The organism is Brevundimonas sp. NPDC090276, assembly GCF_044772165.1.
In the GTDB taxonomy this organism is placed as follows: domain Bacteria; phylum Pseudomonadota; class Alphaproteobacteria; order Caulobacterales; family Caulobacteraceae; genus Brevundimonas.
Genome location: NZ_JBIVYK010000003.1, coordinates 146,131 through 171,730 on the forward strand (window position 1 = coordinate 146,131; position 25,600 = coordinate 171,730).

27 protein-coding genes, 1 tRNA gene and 1 other RNA gene are annotated in these 25,600 nt (G+C 68.6%); 16 read left to right on the plus strand and 13 right to left on the minus strand.

The window, feature by feature from the left end; genetic code table 11:
- The first annotated feature begins 1 nt into the window (after position 1).
- Positions 2–1,390 carry a cytochrome P450 gene (locus tag ACIQTU_RS12515; RefSeq protein WP_400547499.1) on the plus strand — a complete coding sequence of 463 codons (1,389 nt, stop codon included), beginning with the start codon at positions 2–4 and terminating at the stop codon, positions 1,388–1,390.
- Between the two features lie 8 nt (positions 1,391–1,398).
- Here ACIQTU_RS12515 and ACIQTU_RS12520 read toward each other — a convergent pair whose 3' ends face one another.
- The 7 genes from ACIQTU_RS12520 to ACIQTU_RS12550 all read right to left on the minus strand — a co-directional run bounded on the left by ACIQTU_RS12520 (position 1,399) and on the right by ACIQTU_RS12550 (position 4,543).
- A complete protein-coding gene (locus ACIQTU_RS12520) occupies positions 1,399–1,737 on the minus strand; it encodes a BlaI/MecI/CopY family transcriptional regulator (protein ID WP_400548979.1) in 339 nt (112 codons plus the stop codon).
- A complete protein-coding gene (locus tag ACIQTU_RS12525; protein ID WP_400547502.1) occupies positions 1,731–2,183 on the minus strand; it encodes a MotA/TolQ/ExbB proton channel family protein in 453 nt (150 codons plus the stop codon). The genes ACIQTU_RS12520 and ACIQTU_RS12525 overlap by 7 nt, the downstream gene beginning before the upstream one ends.
- A gap of 73 nt (positions 2,184–2,256) precedes the next feature.
- Positions 2,257–3,081, minus strand: a complete 825-nt coding sequence (locus ACIQTU_RS12530) for a YmdB family metallophosphoesterase (protein ID WP_400547505.1) — start codon at positions 3,079–3,081, stop codon at positions 2,257–2,259.
- On the minus strand, positions 3,078–3,623 hold the full coding sequence (locus ACIQTU_RS12535; RefSeq protein WP_400547508.1) for a 5-formyltetrahydrofolate cyclo-ligase: 546 nt from the start codon (positions 3,621–3,623) through the stop codon (positions 3,078–3,080). Before ACIQTU_RS12535 ends, ACIQTU_RS12530 begins: the two co-directional genes overlap by 4 nt.
- 85 nt (positions 3,624–3,708) lie before the next feature.
- Positions 3,709–3,869, minus strand: a non-coding RNA gene (ssrS, locus tag ACIQTU_RS12540) — 6S RNA.
- A 78-nt stretch (positions 3,870–3,947) separates the two neighbouring features.
- Entirely contained in the window at positions 3,948–4,286 is a 339-nt protein-coding gene (locus tag ACIQTU_RS12545) for a cell division protein ZapA (RefSeq protein WP_400547511.1), read from the minus strand.
- A complete protein-coding gene (locus ACIQTU_RS12550; RefSeq protein ID WP_105563939.1) occupies positions 4,286–4,543 on the minus strand; it encodes a hypothetical protein in 258 nt (85 codons plus the stop codon). The genes ACIQTU_RS12545 and ACIQTU_RS12550 overlap by 1 nt, the downstream gene beginning before the upstream one ends.
- A gap of 143 nt (positions 4,544–4,686) precedes the next feature.
- Here ACIQTU_RS12550 and tkt point away from each other — a divergent pair, with 143 nt between their 5' ends.
- From tkt to ACIQTU_RS12595, 9 genes are all read left to right on the plus strand, one after another.
- Positions 4,687–6,636 (plus strand): transketolase, encoded by a 1,950-nt coding sequence (gene tkt / locus ACIQTU_RS12555; RefSeq protein WP_400548982.1) that lies wholly within the window; start codon positions 4,687–4,689, stop codon positions 6,634–6,636.
- A gap of 2 nt (positions 6,637–6,638) precedes the next feature.
- Positions 6,639–7,487: an alpha/beta hydrolase gene (locus tag ACIQTU_RS12560; protein ID WP_400547514.1), complete on the plus strand. Its 849-nt coding sequence runs from the start codon at positions 6,639–6,641 to the stop codon at positions 7,485–7,487.
- Positions 7,484–7,876: a VOC family protein gene (locus tag ACIQTU_RS12565; RefSeq protein WP_400547517.1), complete on the plus strand. Its 393-nt coding sequence runs from the start codon at positions 7,484–7,486 to the stop codon at positions 7,874–7,876. Before ACIQTU_RS12560 ends, ACIQTU_RS12565 begins: the two co-directional genes overlap by 4 nt.
- Before the next feature lie 4 nt (positions 7,877–7,880).
- Entirely contained in the window at positions 7,881–9,074 is a 1,194-nt protein-coding gene (gene purT, locus ACIQTU_RS12570; RefSeq protein WP_400547520.1) for a formate-dependent phosphoribosylglycinamide formyltransferase, read from the plus strand.
- Positions 9,075–9,209: 135 nt separating this feature from the next.
- The gene (locus ACIQTU_RS12575) at positions 9,210–11,297 is read left to right on the plus strand and encodes a carbon starvation CstA family protein (RefSeq protein WP_292084117.1); all 2,088 of its coding nucleotides are present in this window, start codon (positions 9,210–9,212) and stop codon (positions 11,295–11,297) included.
- Positions 11,290–11,535: a YbdD/YjiX family protein gene (locus tag ACIQTU_RS12580; RefSeq protein ID WP_313472200.1), complete on the plus strand. Its 246-nt coding sequence runs from the start codon at positions 11,290–11,292 to the stop codon at positions 11,533–11,535. The genes ACIQTU_RS12575 and ACIQTU_RS12580 overlap by 8 nt, the downstream gene beginning before the upstream one ends.
- Before the next feature lie 54 nt (positions 11,536–11,589).
- Positions 11,590–12,870 carry a S41 family peptidase gene (locus ACIQTU_RS12585; protein ID WP_400547524.1) on the plus strand — a complete coding sequence of 427 codons (1,281 nt, stop codon included), beginning with the start codon at positions 11,590–11,592 and terminating at the stop codon, positions 12,868–12,870.
- Between the two features lie 114 nt (positions 12,871–12,984).
- Positions 12,985–13,992, plus strand: coding sequence for a type I glyceraldehyde-3-phosphate dehydrogenase (gene gap / locus ACIQTU_RS12590; RefSeq protein ID WP_400547527.1), 1,008 nt, complete (start codon positions 12,985–12,987; stop codon positions 13,990–13,992).
- Positions 13,993–14,105: 113 nt separating this feature from the next.
- Positions 14,106–15,299, plus strand: a complete 1,194-nt coding sequence (locus ACIQTU_RS12595) for a phosphoglycerate kinase (RefSeq protein ID WP_400547530.1) — start codon at positions 14,106–14,108, stop codon at positions 15,297–15,299.
- 25 nt (positions 15,300–15,324) lie between these two features.
- On the opposite strand, the gene ACIQTU_RS12600 is transcribed toward ACIQTU_RS12595, so the two are convergent.
- The 4 genes from ACIQTU_RS12600 to ACIQTU_RS12615 form a co-directional block, all read right to left on the minus strand.
- Positions 15,325–15,573 (minus strand): hypothetical protein, encoded by a 249-nt coding sequence (locus tag ACIQTU_RS12600; protein ID WP_333611863.1) that lies wholly within the window; start codon positions 15,571–15,573, stop codon positions 15,325–15,327.
- 56 nt (positions 15,574–15,629) lie between these two features.
- Positions 15,630–16,031 (minus strand): hypothetical protein, encoded by a 402-nt coding sequence (locus ACIQTU_RS12605; RefSeq protein WP_400547534.1) that lies wholly within the window; start codon positions 16,029–16,031, stop codon positions 15,630–15,632.
- An 83-nt stretch (positions 16,032–16,114) separates the two neighbouring features.
- Positions 16,115–16,681, minus strand: a complete 567-nt coding sequence (locus ACIQTU_RS12610) for an NADPH-dependent FMN reductase (RefSeq protein ID WP_400547537.1) — start codon at positions 16,679–16,681, stop codon at positions 16,115–16,117.
- Entirely contained in the window at positions 16,681–17,643 is a 963-nt protein-coding gene (locus ACIQTU_RS12615) for a LysR substrate-binding domain-containing protein (RefSeq protein ID WP_400547540.1), read from the minus strand. The genes ACIQTU_RS12610 and ACIQTU_RS12615 overlap by 1 nt, the downstream gene beginning before the upstream one ends.
- A gap of 116 nt (positions 17,644–17,759) precedes the next feature.
- On the opposite strand from ACIQTU_RS12615, the gene ACIQTU_RS12620 reads away from it, so the two are divergent.
- From ACIQTU_RS12620 to ACIQTU_RS12635, 4 genes are all read left to right on the plus strand, one after another.
- Positions 17,760–18,629, plus strand: a complete 870-nt coding sequence (locus ACIQTU_RS12620) for a pirin family protein (protein ID WP_400547543.1) — start codon at positions 17,760–17,762, stop codon at positions 18,627–18,629.
- A gap of 117 nt (positions 18,630–18,746) precedes the next feature.
- On the plus strand, positions 18,747–19,385 hold the full coding sequence (locus tag ACIQTU_RS12625; RefSeq protein ID WP_400547546.1) for a hydrolase: 639 nt from the start codon (positions 18,747–18,749) through the stop codon (positions 19,383–19,385).
- A gap of 124 nt (positions 19,386–19,509) precedes the next feature.
- The gene (locus ACIQTU_RS12630; RefSeq protein WP_400547549.1) at positions 19,510–20,406 is read left to right on the plus strand and encodes a pirin family protein; all 897 of its coding nucleotides are present in this window, start codon (positions 19,510–19,512) and stop codon (positions 20,404–20,406) included.
- Positions 20,407–20,417: 11 nt separating this feature from the next.
- Entirely contained in the window at positions 20,418–20,828 is a 411-nt protein-coding gene (locus ACIQTU_RS12635; RefSeq protein WP_400547552.1) for an OsmC family protein, read from the plus strand.
- A 198-nt stretch (positions 20,829–21,026) separates the two neighbouring features.
- On the opposite strand, the gene ACIQTU_RS12640 is transcribed toward ACIQTU_RS12635, so the two are convergent.
- Both ACIQTU_RS12640 and ACIQTU_RS12645 read right to left on the minus strand, forming a co-directional pair.
- Positions 21,027–21,103 (minus strand) — tRNA-Arg (locus tag ACIQTU_RS12640).
- Between the two features lie 240 nt (positions 21,104–21,343).
- Positions 21,344–22,606, minus strand: coding sequence for a Glu/Leu/Phe/Val dehydrogenase (locus tag ACIQTU_RS12645; protein ID WP_400547555.1), 1,263 nt, complete (start codon positions 22,604–22,606; stop codon positions 21,344–21,346).
- A gap of 193 nt (positions 22,607–22,799) precedes the next feature.
- Here ACIQTU_RS12645 and ACIQTU_RS12650 point away from each other — a divergent pair, with 193 nt between their 5' ends.
- Both ACIQTU_RS12650 and ACIQTU_RS12655 read left to right on the plus strand, forming a co-directional pair.
- Positions 22,800–25,298 (plus strand): helicase-related protein, encoded by a 2,499-nt coding sequence (locus ACIQTU_RS12650; protein ID WP_400547558.1) that lies wholly within the window; start codon positions 22,800–22,802, stop codon positions 25,296–25,298.
- Complete coding sequence (locus tag ACIQTU_RS12655) at positions 25,295–25,597, plus strand: RNA-binding S4 domain-containing protein (protein WP_400547561.1); 303 nt, start codon at positions 25,295–25,297, stop codon at positions 25,595–25,597. The genes ACIQTU_RS12650 and ACIQTU_RS12655 overlap by 4 nt, the downstream gene beginning before the upstream one ends.
- Positions 25,598–25,600 lie beyond the last annotated feature (3 nt).

The following is a 25,600-nucleotide window of genomic DNA, read 5'->3' on the forward strand; positions in this document are numbered from 1 at the left end:
CATGACCGACGCCGCCGCCTCGACCTTCCGCCCTTGGACGCCGCCGCGCCGGACCCGGAAGATGAGCCTGCCGCAGTTCCTTTGGCAGAGCTGGCGCGACCCGCTGCAGATCTGGGCCGAGTTCCACTTCAAGGAGCTCTACATCGACGGGGCCTCGCCGCTGGGGCGCACCCTGGTGGTCAGCGATCCGGCGGGCGTGCGCCATGTCCTGACTGACAACGCCGCCAACTATGAGAAGGGCGACCTGCAAAGGCGGGTGCTGGGCCCCATGCTGGCCGACGGCCTGCTGCTGACCGAGGGCGAACAGTGGCGGCGCGCGCGACGCATCATGGCCCCCCTGTTCACCCCCGCCCATACGGCGCGTACCGCCGAGGCCATGGACCGGGTCTGCCGCCGCCGGGTCGAGAGCTGGAGGCTGGAGCACGGCGCGCGGGTGCTGAACATCGACAGCGAGATGAGCGGGCTGACCTTCGACATCCTGTCGGCGACCCTGTTCTCGGACGATCTGGACGGCGACGCGGCGGGGTTCGAGAAGGCGCTGAACCATTTCCTGTCGGTCGGGGCGCGGATCAGCCCGCTGGACGCCCTGAAGGCCCCCGACTGGATTCCCCGGCTCAGCCGCGTGGCGTCCGGCGGCGACGCCCGCTTCTTCAAGGACAGAGTCGACGCCCTGGTGGCGCGTCGGCGGACTCGGATCGAACAGGACGGGGATGCGCCCGACGACCTGCTGACCGCCCTGCTCAGCGCCCGAGACGAGGACGGCGACGGTTCAGGCCTGTCGGACCACGAGGTGGCCTCCAACATCCTGACCTTCATCCTGGCCGGGCACGAGACCACGGCGCGAACCCTGGGCTGGACCCTGCACCTGATCAGCCGCGATCCGCGCGTGGCCGGTATCCTCAAGGCCGAAGCCGACGGCTGGGACCGCAGCCCCGGCGCCTTGCGCGACCTGCACTGGCACCGGGCGGTGATCGAGGAGGCCATGCGCCTGTTCCCTCCCGCCCCGACCATGATCCGTCAGGCCGTAGCCGACGACCTGATCGGCGGGCATGAGGTCAAGGCGGGCCAGACCGTGCTGATCGTGCCCTGGGTCATTCACCGCCACGAGAAGCTGTGGGACGAACCCGACGCCTTCCGCCCCGAACGCTTCCTGCCCGAGAACCGCAAGTCCATCGACCGCTACGCCTGGCTGCCCTTCAGCGGCGGCCCGCGCATCTGCATCGGCGCCGCCTTCGCCATGCAGGAGGCGATCATCGCCCTGGCCGAAATCCTGAAAGCCGCCGAGGTCGAGGCCATCACTCCGGTCCAGCCTCGCCCCGTCCATCAGGTGACCCTGCGCAGCAGCCGGACCATGAGGTTGCGGCTGAGGGCGCGCAAAGTCCGCGCCTGATCGGCAGTTCAGTCTTCGGTCGTCAAAAAGGCCGCCAAGGCCGCGCGATCACCCTTGAACAGACGCTGGGCAAGAGCATCGACCTCGCCGCTGATATAGGTCGAGCGGTCGATCAGAGGATGGTAGCGCTGGCGGCCGTCCTCCTTGACCGACTTGACCGCGCCCTTGTGCATGAGGCGGTTCAGCAGGGTCTTGATGGTGGCGTCGGCCCAGGGCTGGGCCAACTTCACCTCGTCGATCAGGGACGCAAAGGACAGCGGCCCCTTGCGCCACAGCGCGGCCAGAACCTCGGCTTCGGCTTCGGTGACGGAGATACGAGGTTCCCCTGCGGCGGACGGCGTCAGGATTGCAGCACCGCGCGATCAATGCGCGCCTCGACCGCCCAGTGGCAGATGACCGCCACAACGCCGGAGAACAGACCCAGGACGATCAGGAAGGCCGCCTCGGCCAGACCGGGCGCGATCACATGGAACGGCTGGGGGCCTTGAGCCAGGCCGATCAGGATCATCAGCCCGTTGAAGGCGCCGCCCAGCAGGCCGATCAGCGGCCCGCCCAGCCGCAGCGCCGACAGGAAGGCGGAACCGCCCGACAGGTGAGGCCCGGACATCAGCTTGCGCACTGTCACGACAACTGCCGCCACCATGGCGACCAGCAGCAGGATCATGAGCAGCTTCATCGACGGCGCGGCATCGGCGAAAACCGTCCCCGGCGTCAGGGGCGCGGCGTGAGCAAGCGCCGGCAAAGCCAGAACGGCGACACCAAGCGAGGTGGAGATGGAACGCACTGCAGACATGACTTCCTCCCAAGACTACGTGTGTAGCCCCGTGAGATTACAACCGTAATCCAACTCGTCAAGCTGGAGGAATTCAGTCGACCTGTGGGATCGCCTGACTCAGCCGCCCGCCGACCCGGATGGCCTCGACCCGCTTGGCCAGACCTGTGCGGTCGTCGGTCTCGACGAAGACGCCGCAGATGGTGGCGGGGCCGCTGGCGGGGGTGTAGCGCCCGCCGGAAAGCCGGGTGGTGAAGCGGCGCAGCGGCTCTTCCTTGTCGTTGCCGATGACCGAGTCATAGTCGCAGCAGCCGCCGGCGTCGGTCTGATAGGCCGTGCCGTGGGGCAGGATCTGCGCATCGGCGGTCGGGACGTGGGTATGGGTGCCGACCACCAGGCTGGCGCGGCCGTCGCAGAAGTGGCCCATGCCCATCTTCTCGCTGGTCGCCTCGGCGTGCATGTCGACAATGACGGCGTCCGCGACGACGCCCAGCGGCGCCGCCTCCAACTCGCGCTCCACGGCGCTGAAGGGGTCGTCCATCGGGTCCATGTGCACCCGGCCCAGGACATTGATGACCAGAACCCGGCGGCCGTCGGCGGTGACGAAGACGTCGGCGCCCCGGCCCGGCGCATCCATCAGGCGCGGATAGTTGGCCGGTCGGATCAGGCGCGGCTCGCGCACGATATAGGTCAGGGCCTCGCGCTGGTCCCAGCTGTGGTTGCCCAGGGTCAGCACGTCGGCGCCGGCGGCGAAGATCTCGCGCGCCGTGTTTTCGGTGATGCCGAAGCCGCCAGCGGCGTTCTCGGCGTTGACCACCACGAAGTCGAGCTTGAGGTCGCGCCTCAGCCCCGGAAGATGATCCGTCAAACCATCGCGCCCGGACTTGCCGACCACGTCACCAAAAAATGCCAGTCTCATCGGACGGCTCTATAGCCGGTCTCGGTCAAAACGCCATGCAGGCGCATGTCGTGCGGCTCCAGCTTCAGCCGCTCGACCGCCTGACCTGCGTAGGCGAAGCCGACGCGCACGGCGTCGGGCAGGGCGGCGAAGGTCCGGTCGTAATAGCCCCCGCCCTGCCCCAGCCGCCCGCCGTGGACGTCGAAGGCCAGCAGGGGCGTCAGGATCAGGTCTGGCGTGACGGTCTCGGCCAGGGGCAGGGGCGCGGGACAACCGGCGGCGTCCAGCTCCAGCGGCTCGCCCGGCGCCCAGGCGCGGAAGATCATGGCGGCGTCGCGCTCGATCACCACCGGCAGGCAGAGACGGCGGCCCGCCTGATGCAAGGCGACGGCCAGGGCGTCCGTGTCCAGTTCCGACCCCATGGCGCGATAGAGGGCGACGGTTTCGCCCGACGGCAGGGCCTCGGCATGACCGGCGGCGCGCTCGGCGGCCTCGTTGTCGACCTCGGCCAGCCGCTTGCGCAGGGCGCGCATGGAGGCGCGGAGTTCGTGTTTGGAGGTCATGCGCCGTCAAAAGCCCATTTGGACGTCAACGCGCTCAAGCCGCGAGCGACCGCGTCGCGAGCATAGCGCACAAAAGAGAGAGGGTGGCGGCGCCGCGTGAACCGTGAAGACGGTTTAAATCCTCTCGACCTGGGTAGCCAGGTGGGCTCCGTATGCCCAAGCCCTCGAGCCCGGACAGGGACAGATCCCTATGAGTGAATTAAGGTCAGAAGGATATGTTGTCTTCGACGTGAGCCGCAGCAGGACCCGCCGCCGAGCAAGATAGGCGGTCCGCGGCGTTTCAACAATGGCCTCTTCCTCCCCATTTTGGGGAGGAAGAATTCCCTAGATCGTCTGGCAGATTTTCTCGATCCGCGCCGCCACGGCGTTCAAGGCCTCGGCCACCCCGTCGCCGGGCGGCGGCGGCGGGGCCTTCTTCGGGCCGGTCTCGACAGCCGGACCCTGTCCGTTCTCCAGTCGCTGACGCGCCTCGTGCAGTTCGTCGGCCAGCATCAGCGAGGCCATCAGGAACAGGCGCAGGTCGCCGACATGGCCGACATCACCGGCGATCTGGCGCACATGAGTGTCGAACTGGCGGGCCAGGATGCGGACGCGCTCTTCCTGGCCGTCGGCGCAGCCCACCGCATAGGAACGGCCGTTGACCTCTACCGTGACGGTCGCCATCAGCGCGCCTCCTGCTCGGCCAGAACCTCGCGTACGGCCTCGGCCGCGCGGCCCAAGGCCTCGGCGGCGTCGCGGCCTGCGGCCTCAAGCTCGGTGATCCGCACCAGGTCGGCGGCGTTCGACGGTCGCGGCGCGAACAGGTCGTCGTCGGTGATGGCGGGGGCGGTGGCCGGACGCGCCTTCAGCTCCAGCACCCTGCGTTCCAGCAGGGCCAGGGCCTTGTCGATGCGTGTCTTTGCGGCCGTAACGGCGTCCATTGGGGTCCTTTCGTCCAGATTCCGTATAGAACCTGTGCGCGCGTCGGGGTAAAGGCGGCGCGCCCCGCTTTATCCTGTTCCAGACGAAAGGTCTCGCCGTGACCGACGCTCAAGCTGCATTCGCCAAGCCTTCGCCCAAGCAGATGGCGGACGCCATCCGCGTCCTGTCCATGGACAGCGTTGAAAAGGCCAAGAGCGGCCACCCCGGCATGCCCATGGGCATGGCCGACGTCGCCACCGTCCTCTACTCGAAATTCCTGAAGTTCGACGCCAGCCGCCCCGACTGGGCCGACCGCGACCGCTTCATCCTGTCCGCGGGCCACGGCTCCATGCTGATCTACAGCCTGCTGCACCTGACGGGCTACAAGGACGCGACCCGGGAACAGCTGGAAAACTTCCGCCAGTGGGGCTTCAAGACCGCCGGCCACCCGGAGTACGGCCACATGGCCGGGATCGAGACGACCACCGGCCCGCTGGGTCAGGGTCTGGCCACCTCGGTCGGCTTCGCCCTCGCTGAGCGCCATCTGGCCGCCCGCTTCGGGTCGGACCTGGTCGACCACCGCACCTGGGTCGTCGCCGGCGACGGCTGCCTCATGGAAGGCGTGTCGCAGGAGGCCATCGCCCTGGCCGGTCGCCTGAAGCTGAACAAGCTCTGCGTCCTGTGGGATGACAACGAGATCACCATCGACGGCAAGGTCTCGCTGTCGGACGCCACCGACCAGCTGGCCCGCTTCAAGGCCTCGGGCTGGGCGGTCAAGGCCATCGACGGCCACGACTACAAGCAGATCCAGAAGGCCCTGGCCTGGGCGACCAAGCAGGACAAGCCGACGCTGATCGCCTGCAAGACCAAGATCGGCAAGGGCGCCGCCACCATGGAAGGCAGCCACAAGACCCACGGCGCCGCCCTGGGCGCGACCGAGATCGCCGCCACGCGTCAGGCCCTGCACTGGCCCTTCGCTCCGTTCGAACTGCCGGAAGGCGTCCAGAAGGCCTGGGCCAAGGTCGGCAAGCAGGGCGCCAAGACCCGCAAGGGCTGGGAAGCCCGCCTGCTGAACCACGCCCAGCGCGACGACTTCACCCGCGCCATGGCCGGCGACCTGCCCACCGGCGCCTTCGAGACGCTTGAAGCCAAGCTGAAGGAACTGGTCTCGACCCAGCCCGCCATGGCCACCCGCCAGTCGTCGGGCGAGGCGCTGGAGACCGTGTTCAACGCCATCCCCGAACTGATCGGCGGCTCGGCCGACCTGACCGGCTCGAACAACACCTTCGTCAAGGACACCCAGATCCTCGACGCGCCCGACTACGCCGGCCGTTACCTGAACTACGGCATCCGCGAGTTCGGCATGGCCGCGGCGATGAACGGCCTGGCCCTGCACGGCGGCGTCATCCCCTACGCCGGCACCTTCATGGCGTTCGCGGACTACAGCCGTCCGGCCATCCGCCTGGGCGCCCTGATGGGCGTGCGCGTGGTTCACGTCCTGACCCATGACTCGATCGGTCTGGGCGAAGACGGCCCGACCCACCAGCCGGTCGAGCATCTGGCCGCCCTGCGCGCCATCCCCAACCTGATGGTCTTCCGTCCCGCCGATACGGTGGAGGCGCTGGAATGCTGGCAGGTCGCCCTGCAGCACAAGAAGACGCCGTCGGGCATGTGCCTGTCGCGTCAGAAGACCCCGGCTGTGCGTCTGACCGACGCCGGCGAGAACCTGTCGCGCAAGGGCGCCTATGAGCTGAAGGCCGCCAACGGCGCAGCGAAAGTCACCCTGTTCGGCACCGGCACCGAGGTCGCCCTGGCGCTGAAGGCCGCCGAGACGCTGGAGGCCGAAGGCGTTCCGACCCGCGTCGTCTCGGTCCCCTGCTTCGAACTGTTCGAGCAGCAGCCCAAGGCCTATCAGGACGCCGTCATCGGCCGCGGCACCGTCCGCGTCGCCGTGGAAGCCGCCATCAAGCAGGGCTGGGAACGCTTCATCGGCGAAGACGGCGGCTTTGTCGGCATGACCGGCTTCGGCGCCTCGGCCCCGGCCGAAGTCCTCTACCGCGAGTTCGGCATCACCGCCGAGGCCGTGGTCGAAGCCGCCAAGGCCCGGCTCTAAGCATGATGCGCCGCCTCGCCCTCGTCCTCAGCTTCGGCTTGTCGATGGCGGGCGGCGCAACCGCCCTCGCCGAGACGGCCGACGCAACGCCCGTCGTCGAAACGCCCATCGTCATCGGCCAGTCCTACACCCTGTCCTCGAGCGTCATGGGCCAGACGCGCGAAATCAACGTCTGGCTGCCGCCCGGCTATGAGCGCAGCGGCCAGACCTATCCGGTACTCTATCTGCTGGACGGCGGTCAGGATCAGGACTTCCACCACATCTCGGGCATCGCCCAGCTGGGGACCATCGTCGGCACGACGCGCGACGTCATCGTCGTGGGCATCGCCTCGGTCGACCGCCGCAACGAACTGGCCCTGCCGACCGAAAACGCCGAACTGATCGCCCGCTATCCGACGCAAGGGCAGTCAGAGCGCTTCCGCCGCTTCATCGGCCAAGAGGTCCAGCCCTTCATCGCAGGTCGCTTCCGCACCAGCGGCGAGACGGCCCTGATGGGCGAGTCCCTGGCCGGGCTCTTCGTGGTCGAAACCTTCCTGAAGGAACCGCAGATGTTCGACGCCTATGTCGCCGTCAGCCCCAGCCTGTGGTGGGACGGCGGGCGGCTGGCCCGGCAGTCGGGGGCGCATCTGCGCGACCACTCCAACAACCTGCGCACCCTGATCCTGACGCTGGGCGACGAGGGCGAGGAGATGCAGGCGCCGATGGATGTCCTGATCGCCAATCTGCGCGATCACGCCCTGCCCGGCGTCACATGGGACTTCACCCCGCGCCCGACCGAGAGGCACGCCAGCATTTATCACGGCGCCGCGCTGGACGCCTTCCGCCGGCTCTATGCGGCGCCTGCACAATGAGCCATCTCGGCGCCGTCAGCCTGCTGGTCCGCGATTATGACGAGGCCATCGCCTTCTTCGTCGGCAAGCTGGGCTTCGAGCTCAGCGAAGACACCGACATGGGCGGCGCCAAGCGCTGGGTGCGGGTCACGCCCAAAGGCGGTCAGACCTCCCTGCTGCTGGCCCGCGCCGCGACACCCCAGCAGGTCGCGCAGATCGGCGACCAGGCGGGCGGCCGCGTCTGGCTGTTTCTCTATACTGACGACCTGATGCGCGACCACGCCGCCTGGCTGAAGGCCGGCGTCGTCTTCCGCGAAACACCCCGTCACGAAGCCTATGGCAAGGTGGTGGTCTTCGAAGACCTCTACGGCAACGCCTGGGACCTGATCGAACCTGCTACCGGAGCCTGACGCCATGAAGATCGGCACGCCGCTTACCGACCACGCCACGCGCGTCATGCTGCTCGGCTCGGGCGAGCTGGGCAAGGAGGTGGCCATCGAGCTGCAGCGTCTGGGCGCCGAGGTGATCGCGGTGGACCGCTACGCCAACGCCCCGGCCATGCAGGTGGCGCACCGCAGCCACGTCATCCCCATGACCGACCCCCAGGTGCTGAACGGGATCATCATGGCCGAGGCCCCGCACATCATCGTGCCGGAAATCGAGGCCATCGCCACCGACGCCCTGGCGGCCATCGAGGCGGCGGGTCTGGCCCGGGTCATCCCGACGGCCCGCGCCACCCAGCTGACCATGAACCGCGAGGGCATCCGCCGTCTGGCCGCCGAGGAACTGGGTCTGCCGACCAGCCACTACGCCTTCGCCGGTTCGGCCGAGGAACTGGCGGCGGGCGCCGAGGCCGTCGGCTTCCCCTGCTTCGTCAAGCCGGTGATGTCCTCCTCGGGCAAGGGCCAGTCCTACGTCGAACGCGCCGATCAGGTCGCCGAGGCCTGGACCTACGCCGAGGCCTCGGGCCGGGTCGCGGGCGGCCGGGTCATCGTCGAGGGCCGCATCGCCTTCGACTATGAGATCACCCTGCTAACCGTGCGGTCGTTGCGCGACGGCGCCGTGCGGACGGACTTCTGCGCCCCCATCGGCCATCGCCAGCAGAAGGGCGACTATGTCGAAAGCTGGCAGCCGCAGATCATGAGCGAGGCTGCGCTGAAGGCGGCGCAGGACATCGCCGGCAAGGTGACCGACGCCCTGGGCGGCCTCGGCGTCTTCGGCGTCGAGTTGTTCGTGACGGGCGATCAGGTCTGGTTCTCCGAGGTCTCGCCGCGCCCGCACGACACCGGACTGGTGACCCTGGCCACCCAGACCATGAGCGAGTTCGCCCTGCATGCCCGCGCCATCCTCGGCCTGCCCGTGGATGTCACCCTGCGCGAGCCGGGCGCCAGCGCTGTCATCTATGGCGGTCTGGAGGCCGAGGGCGTGGTCTATGAGGGCGTGGCCGAGGCCCTGTCGGTGCCGACCGCCGACCTGCGCCTGTTCGGCAAGCCCGAGGCGTTCGAGCGTCGCCGCATGGGCGTGGCCCTGGCGCGCGGCGCCGACACGGATCAGGCGCGCCAGCGGGCGACCGAGGCGGCGAGCAAGGTTCGCGTCGTCAAACCCTGAAAAAACGCGGCAAAGCTTGCCCTGACTGTAAAATAAAGGCGCCGACCTTCGACTTTAGTCGGTTGGCGCCGGACCCCTAATGGGTTCAGAAATGCCGAAAGGTCGCACCCAAGCCGACCCGGAGGACCGTTCGTCATGGGCAAGCTCAAGACCGCGCTAATTTTTGGCGCCATAGCCATATTGGGGGCCATCGCCCTCGCCGTCATCGCCCTGCACCAGGGCGAGAGCATCAGCGCCGTATGGATCGTGGTGGCGGCGCTCTGCGTCTACGCCATCGCCTACCGCTTCTACGCCCGCTACCTGGCCGGAAAGGTCATGGGGCTGAACGCGAAACGGCCCACGCCGGCGGTGCGCCACAACGACGGGCTGGACTATGTGCCGACGCCCCGCAACGTCCTGTTCGGCCACCACTTCGCGGCCATCGCGGGCGCAGGACCCCTGGTCGGCCCGGTGCTGGCGGCGCAGATGGGCTATCTGCCCGGCGTCCTGTGGATCCTGGTCGGCGCCGTTCTGGCCGGCGCGGTGCAGGACATGATGGTCCTGTTCATGTCCACCCGCCGCGACGGCCGTTCGCTGGGCGACATGGTCCGCACCGAGATGGGTCCCATCCCCGGCATTATCGCCCAGGTCGGCGTGCTGATGATCATGGTCATCATCCTCGCGGTTCTGGCCCTGGTCGTGGTCAAGGCGCTGGCTGAAAGCCCGTGGGGCACCTTCACGGTGGCCGCCACCATCCCCATCGCCGTCTTCATGGGCCTCTACACCCGATATCTGCGGCCCGGCCGCGTGGGCGAGGTCTCGGTGATCGGCGTGGTGCTGCTGATCCTGGCCATCATCGGCGGCGGTCATATCGCGGCTGATCCCTTCTGGGGGCCGGCCTTCACCCTGTCGGGCACGACGCTGGCCCTGGCCATGATGGCCTATGGCTTCGTCGCCTCGGTCATTCCGGTCTGGCTGCTGCTGGCCCCGCGCGACTACCTGTCGACCTTCCTGAAGATCGGCGCCATCCTGGCCCTGGCCGTCGGTATCCTGATCGTGCGCCCGCACGTGCAGATGCCCGCCATCACCCCCTTCATCGACGGCACCGGCCCGGTCTTCTCCGGTGCCCTCTTCCCCTTCCTCTTCATCACCATCGCCTGCGGCGCGGTCTCGGGCTTCCACGCCCTGATCTCCTCGGGCACCACGCCCAAGCTGCTGGAGAACGAGAACCAGATCCCGCTGATCGGCTATGGCGCCATGCTGTGCGAAAGCTTCGTGGCCATCATGGCCCTGATCGCCGCCACGGTTCTGGACCCGGCCGTCTATTTCGCCATGAACAGCCCGGTCAGCGTGATCGGCGACAACGCCGCCTCCGCCGCCGCCGCCGTGGCCCAGTGGGGCTTCCACATCACCCCCGGCGAGCTGGAGCAGTTGGCTCGCGACGTGGGCGAGCACTCCATCCTGTCGCGCGCGGGCGGCGCCCCGACCCTGGCCGTCGGCATGGCCCACATCCTGTCGGGCATCATCGGCGGCAAGGCCATGATGGCCTTCTGGTACCACTTCGCCATCCTGTTCGAGGCCCTGTTCATCCTGACCACGGTCGACGCCGGCACCCGCGTCTGCCGCTTCATGATCCAGGACCTGCTGGGCGTGGCCGTGCCCAAGATGCGCGAGACCAAGTCCTGGACCGCCAACGTCGTGGCCACGGCCCTGACGGTCAGCCTGTGGGGCTACTTCCTCTACACCGGCGTGGTCGATCCGCTGGGCGGCATCAACAGCCTGTGGCCGCTGTTCGGCATCGCCAACCAGATGCTGGCCGCCGTCGCCCTGATCCTGGGCACCGTGGTCCTGTTCAAGATGAAGCGCGAACGCTTCGCCTGGGCCACGGCGGTTCCGGCGGTCTGGCTTCTGATCTGCACCCTGACGGCGGGCTTCCAGAAGCTGCTGCACCCCGACGTCAAGATCGGCTTCCTGGCCCACGCGCGTAAGTATCAGGACGCCCTGACCGCCGGCGACATCCTGGCCCCGGCCAAGACGGCGGGCGACATGCACCGGATCATCATCAACGACTACGTCAATTCGGCCCTGACGGCGGGCTTCCTGTTCGTGGTCCTGACCATGGTGGTCTATGGCGTGCGCGCCTGCCTCAAGGCCCGTCAGAACAGCCAGCCCACCGTGGTCGAGCAGCCCGCCGCCCACGAGCTGACGCTGGAGGACGAAGCCATGGACGCGGCCCGTGCCTAGGCCCTCTGAACCGGCTGGCGGCGCGGACCTGCTCTGCGTCTGCCGCGACACCCTGGTGCGGTGGGGCAAGGACGCCCGCCGCACCGCCAGCCTCATGGTCGGCCAGCCCGACTATGAGGTCTATGTCGCCCACGCCGAGGCGACGCATCCAGAGCAACCCCCGCTGGACCGCACCGCCTTCTTCCGCCTGCACGAGGCGCGGCGCTTCGGCGCCGGCGGCGCCTTCCGCTGCTGCTGAGACCTTACCGCGAGTTCACTCGCCAAGGCCGGGCGTCGGCATAAGGTGACGGGCATGAAAACGCCCGCCCTCGTCGTCGCCCTGCTGCTCGCCGCCTCGCCCGCGCTCGCCGAGGCCCCCGCCGCGCCCCGCGTCGTCGTGGGCCAGATCGCGGCCGCCATTCGCGACGCCTATTTCGACCCCGCCAAGGCCGAGACCATCGCCGCGGCGCTGGAAGCCGAGGCCGCCCAAGGTCGCTACGACAGCCTGACCGATCCGCGCGATCTGGAGACGGCGCTGACCGCGCGGCTTGAACCATACGACCAGCACTTCAGCGTCGGCCGACCGGCATCGCCCGTGATGGCCCAGACCACTCCGACGGCGACTTCATCTGGCCTCGCCCCGGTGCCGTTCCCCGTCGTCGCCGCCCGTGGCGGCCAGGGCTTCCGCGCGGTCCAGATCCTGCCCGGCAACGTCGGCCTGATCGACATGAGGATGTTCTCCCACTTCGAGGGCGCCGATGATCCCGCCCGCAAACAGGTCGACGCCGCCCTGCAACTGATTTCCAACACCGACGCGGTCATCTTCGACCTGCGCAACAACGGCGGCGGTTCGCCCGCCATGGTCGGCTATCTGGTCAGCGCCTTCGTCGGGCCGGACGCCGACGTCTACAACCGCTTCCATTCCCGCGAGGGCGAAAGCCGCGAGGCCCCCGCCCAGCCCTACGCCGCCCCGCGCCTGGAGGTGCCGGTCTATGTCCTGATCAGCGGCCGCACCGGCTCTGCGGCCGAAGCCTTCGCCTACACGATGCAAGCCGCGAAACGCGCCGTCATCGTCGGCGAGACCTCGGGCGGCGCGGCCAATCCGGGCGGCCCGGTCTTCACTCCGTCGGGCTATCGCGTCTTCATCTCCACCGGCTCGCCGACCAATCCCCTGACCGGCGGCAACTGGGAAAAGGTCGGCGTCCGCCCCGACGTGGCCGTGCCCGCCGAGGATGCGCTGGACACCGCCTGGAAGGCCGCGCTCGCCGGTCAGTCGAACGCCGCGCCCGCCGCCGCCACGGAGGCCGCCTGGGTGAAAGATGCACTGGACGCCCCTGGCGTCCACTTCGACCCCGCGCCGTACCTCGGCGCCTATGGCGGATCCGTGGTGCAGGCGGCAGAGGACGGTCTGACCTGGAAAAACGAGCGCCGACCGACCTGGCGGCTGCGCCCCCTGTCGCCTGATCTCTTCTTCGACGTGGACGAGCCCTATCGCCGCATCCGCTTCGTCCGCGACGAAGCGGGCCGCGTCACCGCGCTGGAGGTTCTCGACAGCCAGACGGGGGTCAGCCGCCGGCTGCGCCGCTCCGCCTAGCTTGCGTTCGGTTACACCCGAACACACCTTGTTACGGGCACGGGGTTGAATCACGGCGCTGATAGTCCGAGAAGGCTCCCAATCATAACCGCCCTCGCTCAGGAGACCTCCCGTATGACCGTTCGCGTCGCCATCAACGGCTTCGGCCGCATCGGCCGCCTTGTGCTTCGCTCGATCGTCGAGCATGGCCGCACGGACATCGAGGTCGTGGCGATCAACGACCTGGGTCCGGTCGAGACCAACGCCCACCTGCTGCGCTATGACTCGGTGCACGGCCGCTTCCCCGGCACCGTGACCTCGGGCGAGGACTGGATCGACGTCGGCACCGGCAAGATCAAGGTCACCGCCGAGCGCGACCCGGCCAACCTGCCGCACGCCGAGCTGAAGGTCGACATCGCCTTCGAGTGCACCGGCATCTTCACCTCCAAGGACAAGGCCTCGGCCCACCTGAAGGCCGGCGCCAAGCGCGTCCTGGTCTCGGCCCCCGCCGACAACGCCGACAAGACCATCGTCTTCAAGGTCAACCATGAGACCCTGACCGCCGACGACATCGTCGTATCGAACGGCTCGTGCACCACCAACGCCTTGGCGCCCGTCGCCAAGGTGCTGAACGATCTGTTCGGCATCGAGCGCGGCTATATGACCACCATCCACGCCTACACCGGCGACCAGCCGACGCTGGATACGATGCACAAGGACCTGTACCGCGGCCGCGCCGCCGCCCTGTCCATGATCCCGACCTCGACCGGCGCCGCCAAGGCCCTGGGTCTGGTCCTGCCGGAACTGAAGGGCAAGCTGGACGGCTCGTCGATCCGCGTCCCGACCCCGAACGTCTCGGTCGTGGACCTGAAGGTCGTCGCCGCCCGCGACGTGACGCCTGAGGAAATCAACGCCGCCCTGCAAGCCGCCGCCGACGGCCCGATGAACGGCGTCCTGTTCACCACGACCGACCCGCTGGTCTCGGTCGACCTGAACCACATCGCCGCCTCCTCGACCGCCGCCCTGCCCCAGACGCAGGTCGTCGACGGCAAGCTGGCTCGCGTCCTGACCTGGTACGACAACGAGTGGGGCTTCGCGACCCGCATGGCCGACACCGCCCTGGTGATGGCCAAATTCCTCTGATCCGGCCTCGCGCCTGACAGACTGCTGACCTATCAAGGGGCTCTCGCCGATCGGCTGAGGGCCCCTTGTTTCAAGACGAATGGGCCGAGGCCCGAACCAGATACGGACCCCCGATGACCTTCCGCACCCTCGACGATGCCGCTGACCTGTCCGGCCAGACCGCTCTGGTCCGCGTGGACTTCAACGTGCCGATGGAGGGGGGCAAGGTCACGGACGACACCCGCCTGAAGGCCGCCCTGCCGACCATCCACCGTCTGCGCGAAGCGGGCGCCAAGGTGGTCCTGCTGGCCCACTTCGACCGGCCCAAGGGCGAGCGCGTCGCCGCGATGAGCCTGCGCCCCGTGGTCGAGCCGCTGGAACTGCTGCTGCATGGCCCCGTCCGTTTCGCCGACGACTGCGTGGGTGATGAAGCCAAGGCCGCCGTGGCCGACCTCGACGCCGGCGGCGTGCTGCTGCTGGAGAACGTCCGCTTCCACAAGGGCGAGGAAAAGAACGACCCCGCCTTCGCCGCCCAGCTGGCGGAACTGGGCGACCTCTACGTCAACGACGCCTTCTCGGCCGCCCACCGCGCCCACGCCTCGACCGAGGGTCTGGCCCGCCTGCTGCCCGCCTATGCCGGTTGCGCCATGGCCCGCGAACTCTCGGCGCTCGACGCCGCTCTCGGCAGCCCGCAAAAGCCTGTCATCGGCATCGTCGGCGGCGCCAAGGTCTCGACCAAGCTGGACCTGCTGAAGAACCTGGTCGCCAAGCTGGACTACCTGGCCATCGGCGGCGGCATGGCCAACACCTTCCTGCACGCCCAGGGCGTCGATGTCGGCGGCTCGCTGTGCGAGAAGGACCTGGCCGACACCGCGCTGGAGATCATCGAGGAAGCCCGCCAGAAGGGCTGCGAGCTGCTACTGCCGGTCGACGTCGTGGTCGCCAAGGGCGTGAAGCCGGGCATCGAGTCGGGCGTCCGCGCCCTGGACCGCATCGCCGCCGACGACCTGATCCTGGACGCCGGTCCGGAAACCGTCGCCCGTCTGGCCCGCGCCATGGACCTGTCCAAGACCCTGATCTGGAACGGCCCGCTGGGCGTGTTCGAGGTCCCGCCCTTCGACAAGGCCACCGTGGCCGCCGCCAAACACGCTGCTGAGCTGGCCAAGGCCGGCAAGCTGGTCGCCGTAGCCGGCGGCGGCGACACCGTCGCGGCCCTGAACCACGCGGGCACCGCCGACGACATGACCTTCGTCTCCACCGCGGGCGGCGCCTTCCTGGAATGGATGGAAGGCAAGGTGCTGCCGGGCGTCGAGGCCCTGCGCGCCTGATCGGCGCCGAGCGCGAGGGCTGGCCTCAGCCCTCGCCGAACGGCGGCGGCAACCGACCGGCCTTGAACAGGACGGTCGGCTCCTCGTCATAGTCGCCCAGATCGGTATCAGCCGAGACGGTGAAGGCGACCACCCCGTGCCGCAGAGGCGCCAACCGCTCGGCCTTGCGCCGCGCCTCCTCGGCGTCCTTGCATCCGATCTGCGGCTCGGCGCGCACGGCGCCGTTCTTGGCCTGAACATAGGCCTGAACAATGTGAACGGTTTCGGTCGCCATGGCGCTTGTCGTCCCGAGATTGAGGCCGCCCGACAGGCCGGACAGCCCGAAAACAGCTAGTCGTCGGCGGCGTCATCAATGGCGTTGGCGACCAGATCCCGCCATGTCGGGTCCGTGTCATCCACCAGATCGACATCGTCCATCAGAGCCACCGCTCCGCCGCCGTCGGGCAGGATCAGGCCCAGCACCTCCATGACCTCGCCGTCCGAGCCGACATGGGCCTCAGCCTGGACGATCACGGCGGCCTGCTCGCCGTCGTCTTCCCACCAGATGACCGGCTGCGGCAACTCCATATCGATGACGCGCGGATCTTCGGTATCGCCCAACGCGAAGACCGCCCGGCGCGCCTGAACGTCGTCCAGCGTCGCCACCGCCCCGATGAAGGGCTTCAGCCGCGACCAATCGTCGACGTCGTATCCGCCCCCGTCTTCGTCAAACAGGTCGTCGTTCTGGCTCATGGCCGCTCCTTGGTCTGACGCCGATCAGCGCCCGCTAGCAGCCGCCTGAACCGCCCGCAACCACTCCCGGCCGACGCCCAGCCTCAACGCCCGTCGCGTGGCAGTGTTCGGCAATGCTCGGCGAAGCCGCTGATGAACCGGGCCAGGCGGCGGCGCGCGTCCTCGTCGGTCAGTTGACCGTCCGCGTCAAAGGCCGCGTTCGCGTGCGGGATCAGCATACGCCCGCCGAACCAGGGCGCGGTCCCGAGGGTGCGCAGGACCGGCAGCCAGGCGGCCTGGCTCATCACCGTGCCGAACGGGCCGGGCGAGGCGCCCAGCACCGCCACCGGCCGTCCGCCGAACACCCGTTCAATGTCCGAGGCCGGGCGGCTCAGCCAGTCGATGGCGTTCTTGAATACGCCGGGAATGCCGTTGTTGTACTCGGGCGTGAACAGCAGCAGGCCGTCGCTGTCGGCGACCAGATCCTTCAGCGCCACCACCGCCTCGGGCAAGCCCTGATCCCGCTCCACATCACCGTCATAGAGGGGGATGCCGCGGATCGAGCCCTCGACCAGGTCCACGCCCTCGGGCGTCATGGCCTGAGCCGCGCGCAGCAGGGCGCTGTTGTAGGAGGCGGCCCGCAGGCTGCCCGATACTCCGACCAGACGCATCAGTCTCTTGTCTCCGCAAAGGCATAGGGAGTCGCGCGCGGCGACGCCGGGGTTTCACCGTGAATCTGCTGGGCGGCGCAACCCTCGGCAAGAAAGTCGAGCAGCAGCCGCACCGAGGGCAGCAGGCCGCGCCGCGAAGGGAAGACCGCGTGGACGATCCACTTCTTCGGCCGCCAGTCCGGCAGGATGTCAATCAGCCGCGCCGCCGCCAGATCGTTCGCCACCGCCACGGTCGGCAGCAGGGCCACCCCCAGCCCCTGCAGCGCGCCCTCATGCAGCATATGCAGGTCGTCCGTCACCAGACGTGGCGCATGGCGCACAGAGGCCGTCATGCCGTCCCTGTGGTGCAGGGCCCAGACGTGGTCGCGATGCGCCGGGCCGAAGTCCAGACTGGGCCAGTCGGCCAGATCCGCCGGACCGGACGGCGCCGCGAACCGCGCGATCAGGTCCGGCGCGGCGACCAGACGATGCACGCTCTCGTCCAGTTTGCGCATGACCAGATCGGTCTGTTCCAGCGGCGGTTCGCGCACGCGGATGGCCAGATCGAAGCCCTCGCCGATCAGGTCCACCCGGCGGCTGGTGCTGTCCAGATGCACCTCGACCTCGGGATAGCGGGCCATGAAGCGGGCGATCAGCCCGCCCATCTGATAGGTCAGCAGGCCCGGCGCGCAGGCCACGCGGACCGTGCCGCACGGCTCGGAACGGGCTCCGTCGATCACGGCTTGCGCCGCCTCGGCCTCGACCAGCATGGCCAGGCAGTGGCGGTAATATTCGTGACCGACCTCGGTGACCGAGAACTTGCGTGACGACCGCTGAATCAGGCGCGTGCCCAGCTGGTCTTCCAGAAAGGCGATGCGTCGGCTCAGCTTGGACTTCTGCATCCCCAGGGCCCGCGCGGCGGGGGCGAAGCCGCCGTGGTCCACCACCTGGACGAAGTAGTAGAGGTCGTTAAGGTCTCTCATCGTTCTATTGATAGGACGCAGCGAGGCGATTTCGCAATCTCCCGCAGTCGGCGTTCCATCGTCATAAAGCCTTCAACGCGATCGGCGAGGCCCGGTCGCCCCGAAGGAGACACACCATGAAGAAGGTTCTGGGACGTTACGGCAATGATCGCGGCCATTGGGTCGGGGACGGCTTTCCCGTCCGCTCGCTGTTTTCCTATGACGCCGTGGGCAAGCACGTCAGCCCCTTCCTGCTGCTCGACTACGCCGGTCCGCACAATTTCGAGCCGACTGAAAAGCGGCGCGGCGTGGGCCAGCACCCGCACCGCGGCTTCGAGACCGTGACCATCGTCTATGACGGCGAGGTCGAGCACCGCGACTCGACCGGTCAGGGCGGCGTCATCGGCCCCGGCGACGTCCAGTGGATGACGGCGGGCGGCGGCATCCTGCACGAAGAGTTCCACTCGCCCGCCTTTGCACGGACCGGCGGCCCCTTCCGCATGGTGCAACTGTGGGTCAACCTCCCCTCCAGGGACAAGATGACCCGCCCTGGCTACCAGTCGATCCTGAACGCCGACATTCCGACGGTCTCCCTGCCCGACAACGCAGGCACGGCCCGGATCATCGCCGGCGCCATGGACGGCTCGAAAGGCCCGGCCAGCACCTTCACGCCCATCAATGTCTGGGACGTGCGGCTGAACCGGGACGCCGAGACGACACTGGACCTGCCGGAAGGCCACACCGCCATCGTGGTCGTGCTGTCGGGTCACGTCACCGTCAACGGCGATCAGCCCGCCGGGTCCGCCGAGGCCCTGCTGCTGGACCGTCAGGGCGACAGCGTCACCCTGAGCGCCGACGCGGATTCCGTTCTGCTGGTCCTGACCGGCGAGCCGATCGACGAGCCCATCGTCGGCTACGGCCCGTTCGTGATGAACAGCGAGGACGAGATCCGTCAGGCGATCACGGACTTCAACAGCGGCCGCTTCGGCGACATCCCCGCCCCCTGATCCGCCTCACAAGCCCACTCACAACAACGTCAGGCCCGGTCTTCGGACCGGGCCGCAACCCCCGCCCCGAACGGACGCTTGTCCGAGCGCGGCCCCCTGCCTGAAAGGAAAGACGCCATGACCAGCGAACCGATCCGCGATCCCGTCGCCGACGATCTTCTGACCCCCGATAACGCCGCCTTCGTCATCATCGACTACCAGCCCGTTCAGGTGAACTCGATCGCCTCGATGGACCGCCAGCTTCTGGTCAACAACATCGTCGGCACGGCCAAGGCCGCCGTCGCCTACGGCCTGCCCATCGTCCATTCGACGGTCAATGTGAAGACCGGCCTGAACAAGCCGCCGATCCCGCAGCTGCGCAAGGTTCTGGCCGACTATCCGACCTATGACCGCACCACGATCAACTCCTGGGAAGACGCGGAATTCCGCAAGGCGGTCGAGGCCACCGGCCGCAAGAAGCTGATCATGACCGCCCTGTGGACCGAGGCCTGCCTGACCTTCCCGGCGCTGGACGCCCTGCGCGAAGGCTATGAGGTCTATGTCGTGGCCGACGCCGTCGGCGGCACCTCGACCACAGCCCACGACATGGCCCTGCGCCGCATCGAACAGGCTGGCGGCAAGATGATCTCCGTGCCCCAGCTGTTCTGCGAATTGCAGCGCGACTGGAACCGCTCGGAAACCGTCCCCGCCTTCATGAACCTGTTCATCGAAACCGGCGGCACAGCCGGGATCCAGTTTTCCTACGACAAGACCTGACCCCCGCGCTCAAGGGCGGTCCGTTTCCCAGACGGGCCGCCCGCCCTTTCCTCTGTCCGCGAGATGGCCAGAGAGAAAATTGAAGTTCAGACTGCCCTCAAGCTCACCGGATCAGGAAAGCCCCATGATCGAACTCATCATCGACCAGCGCCGCAAGGATCTCGGCGGCTTCGAGGTCGGGCGCGTCCTGCCCTACGCCAAACGCCGCGCCGTCGGCCCCTTCGTCTTCTTCGATCATATGGGCCCGGTCGACATGCCCGCAGGCCTTCCCCGCAGCGTCGACGTGCGCCCCCACCCCCACATCGGCATCTCGACCCTGACCTATCTGTTCGAGGGCGAGATCACCCACCGCGACAGCCTGGGCGTCCAGCAGGACATCCGCCCCGCCGAGGTCAACTGGATGACCGCCGGCAGCGGCGTGACCCATTCCGAGCGCTTTGAACGGGCCCGCCGCGAAGGCGCCCGTCTGGAGGGCATCCAGGCCTGGGTCGCCCTGCCGAACGGCCAGGAAGAGATCGATCCCTCCTTCCAGCATGTCGTCCCCGGCGACCTGCCGACCTGGGTTGAAGGCGGCGTGAAAGGCCGTCTGGTCGCAGGCGAAACCATGGGCATGAAGGCCGGCGTCAGCACCTTCTCGCCCCTGCACTACCTGCACCTTGAGCTGGAGCCCGGCGCCCGCTTCCAGACCCCGATCGATCATTCGGAAAGCGCCGTCTATGTCGTCCAGGGCCTGGTCGAGATCGACGATGGACGGCCCATCGGCCATGGCCAGATGGCGGTTCTGGAGAAGGGGATCGCCTCGGTCGTCTGCGCGCTGGAGCCTTCGACCATCATGGTGCTGGGCGGTGAACCGGTAGGCGAACGCTTCATCGAATGGAACTTCGTCTCCTCGTCGAAGGACCGCATCGAACAGGCCAAGGCCGACTGGCGCGCAGGTCGCGTCAAGCTGCCCGACATGGACGATCAGGAGTTCATTCCCCTGCCGCCCGATCCGATCGATTCCGCCCCTCCCATGTCCTGACTGGAACCCGCATGGCCGTCGCCCACGCCCATATCGGAACCGCCCGCTACCGGACCACCATCCGGACGGGCGGCGACCTGAAGCACGAACTGACCGCCGACGAACCCGAACGCCTCGGCGGCGCCGACCTCGGCCCCGCCCCGTTCGACCTGCTGATCTCGGCGCTCGGCGCCTGCACCGCCATCACCCTGACCATGTACGCCGAAAAGAAGGGCTGGCCGCTGGAGGGTCTGGACGTCCGACTGGAATACCTGGGCGGTGAAACCCCGCCGCGCATCGAGCGGCTGCTGGCCCCCGTCGGCCTTCTGGACGATGCCCAGCGCGCCCGCCTCGCCGACGTGGCCGAACGGACGCCGGTGACCCTGGCCATCAAGAACGGCGTGCCGGTGCACACCACCCTGGCGGGGATCGACGCGCCCTAGCCCGCTACACGAGGGACGCAGACCAAGCCGCGCCGCTGCAAACCGCAGCGAAAAGCCTTCCGAAGGTCTGACGCTCGGCAGGATCCTGGTGAAGGCGCTAGAGCTCGGTCGCGTCCGATAGCAGGCGGCGTCGCGTCGTGGGCTCATGTCCGCTCGCTTCTTGCGATTAAATCACAAGCTGAGCAGCCTCGACAGACATGGCGACCCCGGAGGGACTCCAACCCCCGACCTCGGCTTTAGGAAAGCCTTGCTCTATGCAGCTGAGCTACGGGGCCACATGCGTCGTCCCTAGCCGGTCGCGGGGGCGAGGGAAAGACGGTCCGGCCGGCTTTTCCACCCGGCAAAAAAATCCTAGCGGTTAATACGCGTTAAGCTACAATATCTTGTAGGGAACAAAGCCTGAATCGGAGCAAGTCTCTGATTCGGTCCTGATTCGTTTCGCCCCTGTTCCGGCGCTGCGGCCGAACCCGTTTACGAATAGCCAAGCTCGCAAACCGATCCGGCCGTAAGCGGCCTCAGCTGGTGAAGAACTGCTGGGTGCCGTGGGCCTCGATGGCGCCGGCCAACCGGCCCAGGGCGTGGATGTAGGCGGCGGTGCGCAAGGTCACGCCCTTATCCTGGGCGATGCCCCAGACCACGTCGCCCTCGCGCTCGACGATGGTCCGGAGACGGCTGTGCACTTCGTCCAGCGACCAGTAATAGCCCTGACGGTTCTGCACCCACTCGAAATAGGACACCGTCACGCCGCCTGCGTTGGCCAGGATGTCGGGCAGGACGATCACCCCCTTGTCGGCCAGAATGCGGTCGGCCTCGGGCGTCACCGGGCCGTTGGCCAGCTCCAGAACCACCTTGGCGCAGACCGAGGCGGCGTTGCCCGCGTGGATCATGTCCTCCATGGCCGAGGGAGCGAGGATGTCGCATTCCACACCGATCAGATCCTCGGCCGAGATGACGGTCGCGCCGTGCGCGGCCTCCAGCACCGAACGGCCCTCGGCCTTGGCGGCCAGCAGAGCATCCAGATCCAGACCGTTCGGGTCGTGCACCGCCCCGCGCGAGTCCGAAACGGCGACGATCCTGGCCCCGGCGCCGTGGAACAGGCGGGCGATGTGCTGGCCGGCGTTGCCGAAGCCCTGCACCACCACGCGGGGCGCCGCCTCGGGCAGGCCCAGGCGCTGGGTCAGGTGGCGGGTCAGATAGAAGCCGCCGCGCGCCGTGGCGTCGTCACGGCCCAGCGAGCCGCCCAGGGCGATAGGCTTGCCGGTGATGACCGCCGGGACCGACTGGCCCTGGATCGAGGCGTACTCATCGGCCATCCAGCCCATGACCATGGCGTTGGTGTAGACGTCCGGCGCCGGGATATCGCGATCCGGGCCGATGATACGGGCGAAGGCCTGGACATAGGCGCGCGACAGACGCTCCAGCTCGGCCTTGGACAGGGTGCGGGGATCAACCTGCACCGCCCCCTTGCCGCCGCCGTAAGGCAGGTTGGTCACGGCGCATTTGACCGTCATCCAGAAGGCCAGGGTCTCGACCTCTTCCGCCGTGGCGTCGGGGTGGAAACGGATGCCGCCCTTGGTCGGACCGCGCGTGTCGTCATAGCGGCAGCGCCAGGCGAGGAAGGATTTGCGCGACCCGTCATCCATGCGGATCAACAGGCGGACCTTGGTGGTCTCGCGCGGATATTTCAGCTTCTCCAGCACATCCCCGTCGATCTGAACGTGTTTAGCCGCCTCGTCGAGACGGGTCAGAGCGGCGTCGAGAATGTTCGGATTGGACATATCTATTTCCAGCTTGGCTATTTTCCGGGGAGGAAGACGCAATGAAACGGGCAGATAGGCCGCTTTTGCGATCAAACCGACCTCATAGCGACGCGATGCGTCAGTCGACAAGCCGCTTGCCGAAAATTCGCCCTGTCCGGCCAACCATCGTCGCGCTTGACCCCAGCGCGGAAGTCGCCACCTTCGTCACAGTATGAGCGACCGTTCCTCAGGTCTGGCCCCATCGCGCGTCACGGCGATCCTCGGCCCCACCAACACCGGCAAGACCCATCTGGCGGTCGAGCGGATGCTGGGTCACGCCTCGGGCATGATCGGCCTGCCGCTGCGCCTGCTGGCGCGCGAAATCTATGAGCGGATCGTCAAACAGCGCGGGGCGTCGTCGGTCGCCCTGATCACCGGCGAGGAAAAGATCGTCCCGCCGCGCCCGGCCTATTTCGTCTGCACCGTCGAGGCCATGCCGCTGGAACGTCAGGTCGAGTTCCTGGCCGTCGATGAAATCCAGCTGGTCGCCGACCCCGAGCGCGGCCACGTCTTCACCCAGCGCCTGCTGCACGCCCGCGGCCGATTCGAGACCATGTTCCTGGGGGCCGGGACCATGGCCCCGCTGATCCGCGCCCTGGTCCCCGAGGCCGAGATCGTCACGCGCGAGCGCCTGTCGACCCTGTCCTACGCCGGGTCCAAGAAGCTGACCCGCCTGCCCCGCCGCAGCGCCGTCGTCGCCTTCTCGACCGAGCAGGTCTACGCCATCGCCGAACTGCTGCGCCGCCAGAGGGGCGGGGCCGCCGTGGTCATGGGCAGCCTGTCGCCGCGCACCCGCAACGCCCAGGTCGAGCTGTTCCAGTCGGGCGAGGTGGACTTCCTGGTCGCCACCGACGCCATCGGCATGGGCCTGAACATGGACGTGGACCATGTCGCCTTCGCCGGGCTGCGCAAGTTCGACGGCCGCCGCACCCGCTGGCTGCACGCCGCCGAGATCGGCCAGATCGCCGGGCGCGCCGGACGCCACCTGCGCAACGGCACCTTCGGTGTCACCGGCGAGGCCGAGGAACTGGACGAGGACATCCTCGAACAGGTCATCAGCCACCGCTTCGATCCGGTCGAGGCCGCCGAGTGGCGCCACGGGCGGCTGGACTTCGACACCCTGCCCGACCTGCTGCGCTCGCTGACGGTCACGCCCGAACGCTTCGGCCTGCGGCTGACGGCCCAGGCCCTGGACGAGACCCTGCTGCGGCGCTTCGCGGTCGATGAGGACGTCAAGAAGGTGGCCCGCTCGCGCGGCGCCCTGATGCGGCTGTGGGAGACCTGCCAACTGCCGGACTTCCAGAAGACCACGCTGGACGAACATGCCCGCCTGTCGAAGGAGATCTTCACCGCCCTGACCAGCCGTCGCGGGCGCCTGACCGAGGACTGGGTGGCCCCGCGCTTCAACGATCTGGACCGCGACGACGGCCAGATCGACCAGTTGTCGGCCCGCCTCGCCGGCGTGCGGACCCTGGCCTATATCGCCAACCGTCCCGACTGGATGGATCAGGCCCAGGGCTGGCGCGACCGGACCAAGGCGCTGGAGGAGCGCCTGTCCGACGTCCTGCACGAACGGCTGACGGCGCGCTTCGTCGACCGGCGCACCACGGCCCTGATGCGAGCGCTGAACGTGCGCTCTGACACCGTGGCCGGCGTCGCCGACGACGGCGAGGTCACGGTCGAGGGCGAGGTGGTCGGGCATCTGGAGGGGGTGCGCTTCACCCCCGACGCGGGCGGCTCGGCCCTGGCGGATCGCGCCCTGCGACAGGCCGCGACCCGCGCCGTGGGGCCGGAGATCGCGCGGCGCCTCGGCAAGCTGGCGTCGGAGGCCGACGAGGCCTTCAGCGTCATTCCCAATCCGCGCTCGGGCGGCGGCGACGTGCTGTGGAAGGGCGCTTTGACGGCCCGCATCCTCAACGACGATCCCTTTTCGCCGCGTGTTCGGCTGCTGGGCGACCTCGGCCCGGCCCCGGCGCGCGAGCGGGCGCAGCGCCGCATCGAGGCCTGGCTGGCGTCGGAAGCGGGCCGCGCCCTTCGCGAACTGCGCCGCCTGCGTCAGGCGGTCGACAGCGGCGCTCTGACCGGCCTGCCGCGCGGCCTCGCCTTCCGCCTGATCGAGTCGGGCGGCGTCATCCCGCGCGCCGAGGTCGAACGCGATCTGGCGGCGCTGAGCCAGCACGAGCGGCGCACGGTCAAGACCTTCGCCATCCGCATCGGCGCCCATTCCGTCTGGCTGCCCGGCGCATTGAAGCCCCGCGCCCGGCTGCTGGCGCAAGCCTTCGTGACCGAGCCCTTCCGCCCCGGCGGCGAGGCCCTCCTGTCCCTGCCCTCGCCCGCACCGTCGGCCCGCGCGCTCGCCGCCTTCGGTCGTCGCGCCGTCGGGGCATGGAGCGCCCCGGTCGAGGCGCTGGAACGCTTCGCCGAACTGTCGCGCGCGGCGGGCAAGGCGCCGCTGCCGGAGGAGGCCCTGGCCGAACTGGGCTGGACCGCCGAACAGGCCAGACAGATACAGACCGCCCTGCGCGTCCCCCGCGCCGACAAGGCCCCGCGTGCGGGCAAGCCGACGCCGCCGCCCAAGGACTCGCCCTTCGCGGCCCTGGCCCAGTTGACCCAGCCGCCCGCGCCCCCGCGCCGCAAGCGCCGTCCGAGGCGCAAGGCCGCCGCCGCGTGACCTCCGCGCATGAGGCCGTGCAAAGCTGCCGCATCGACCTGTGGCTATGGCGCGCCCGCTTCGCCAAAACCCGCAGTCTGGCCGCCGACATGGTCGAGCGCGGCGCGATCCGCCTGACGCATCATGGCGTCCAGACCCGTCTCGACAAGCCCAGCCGCAGCGTCCACCCCGGCGACGACATCCTGTTCGCGCAGGGCGGGCGGCTGATCGCCGTGCGCGTGCTGCAATTGGGCGAAAGGCGCGGCCCTCCCGAGGAAGCCCGCGCCCTTTATGCGGCGCTCGACGCGCCAGGATTCTGATCG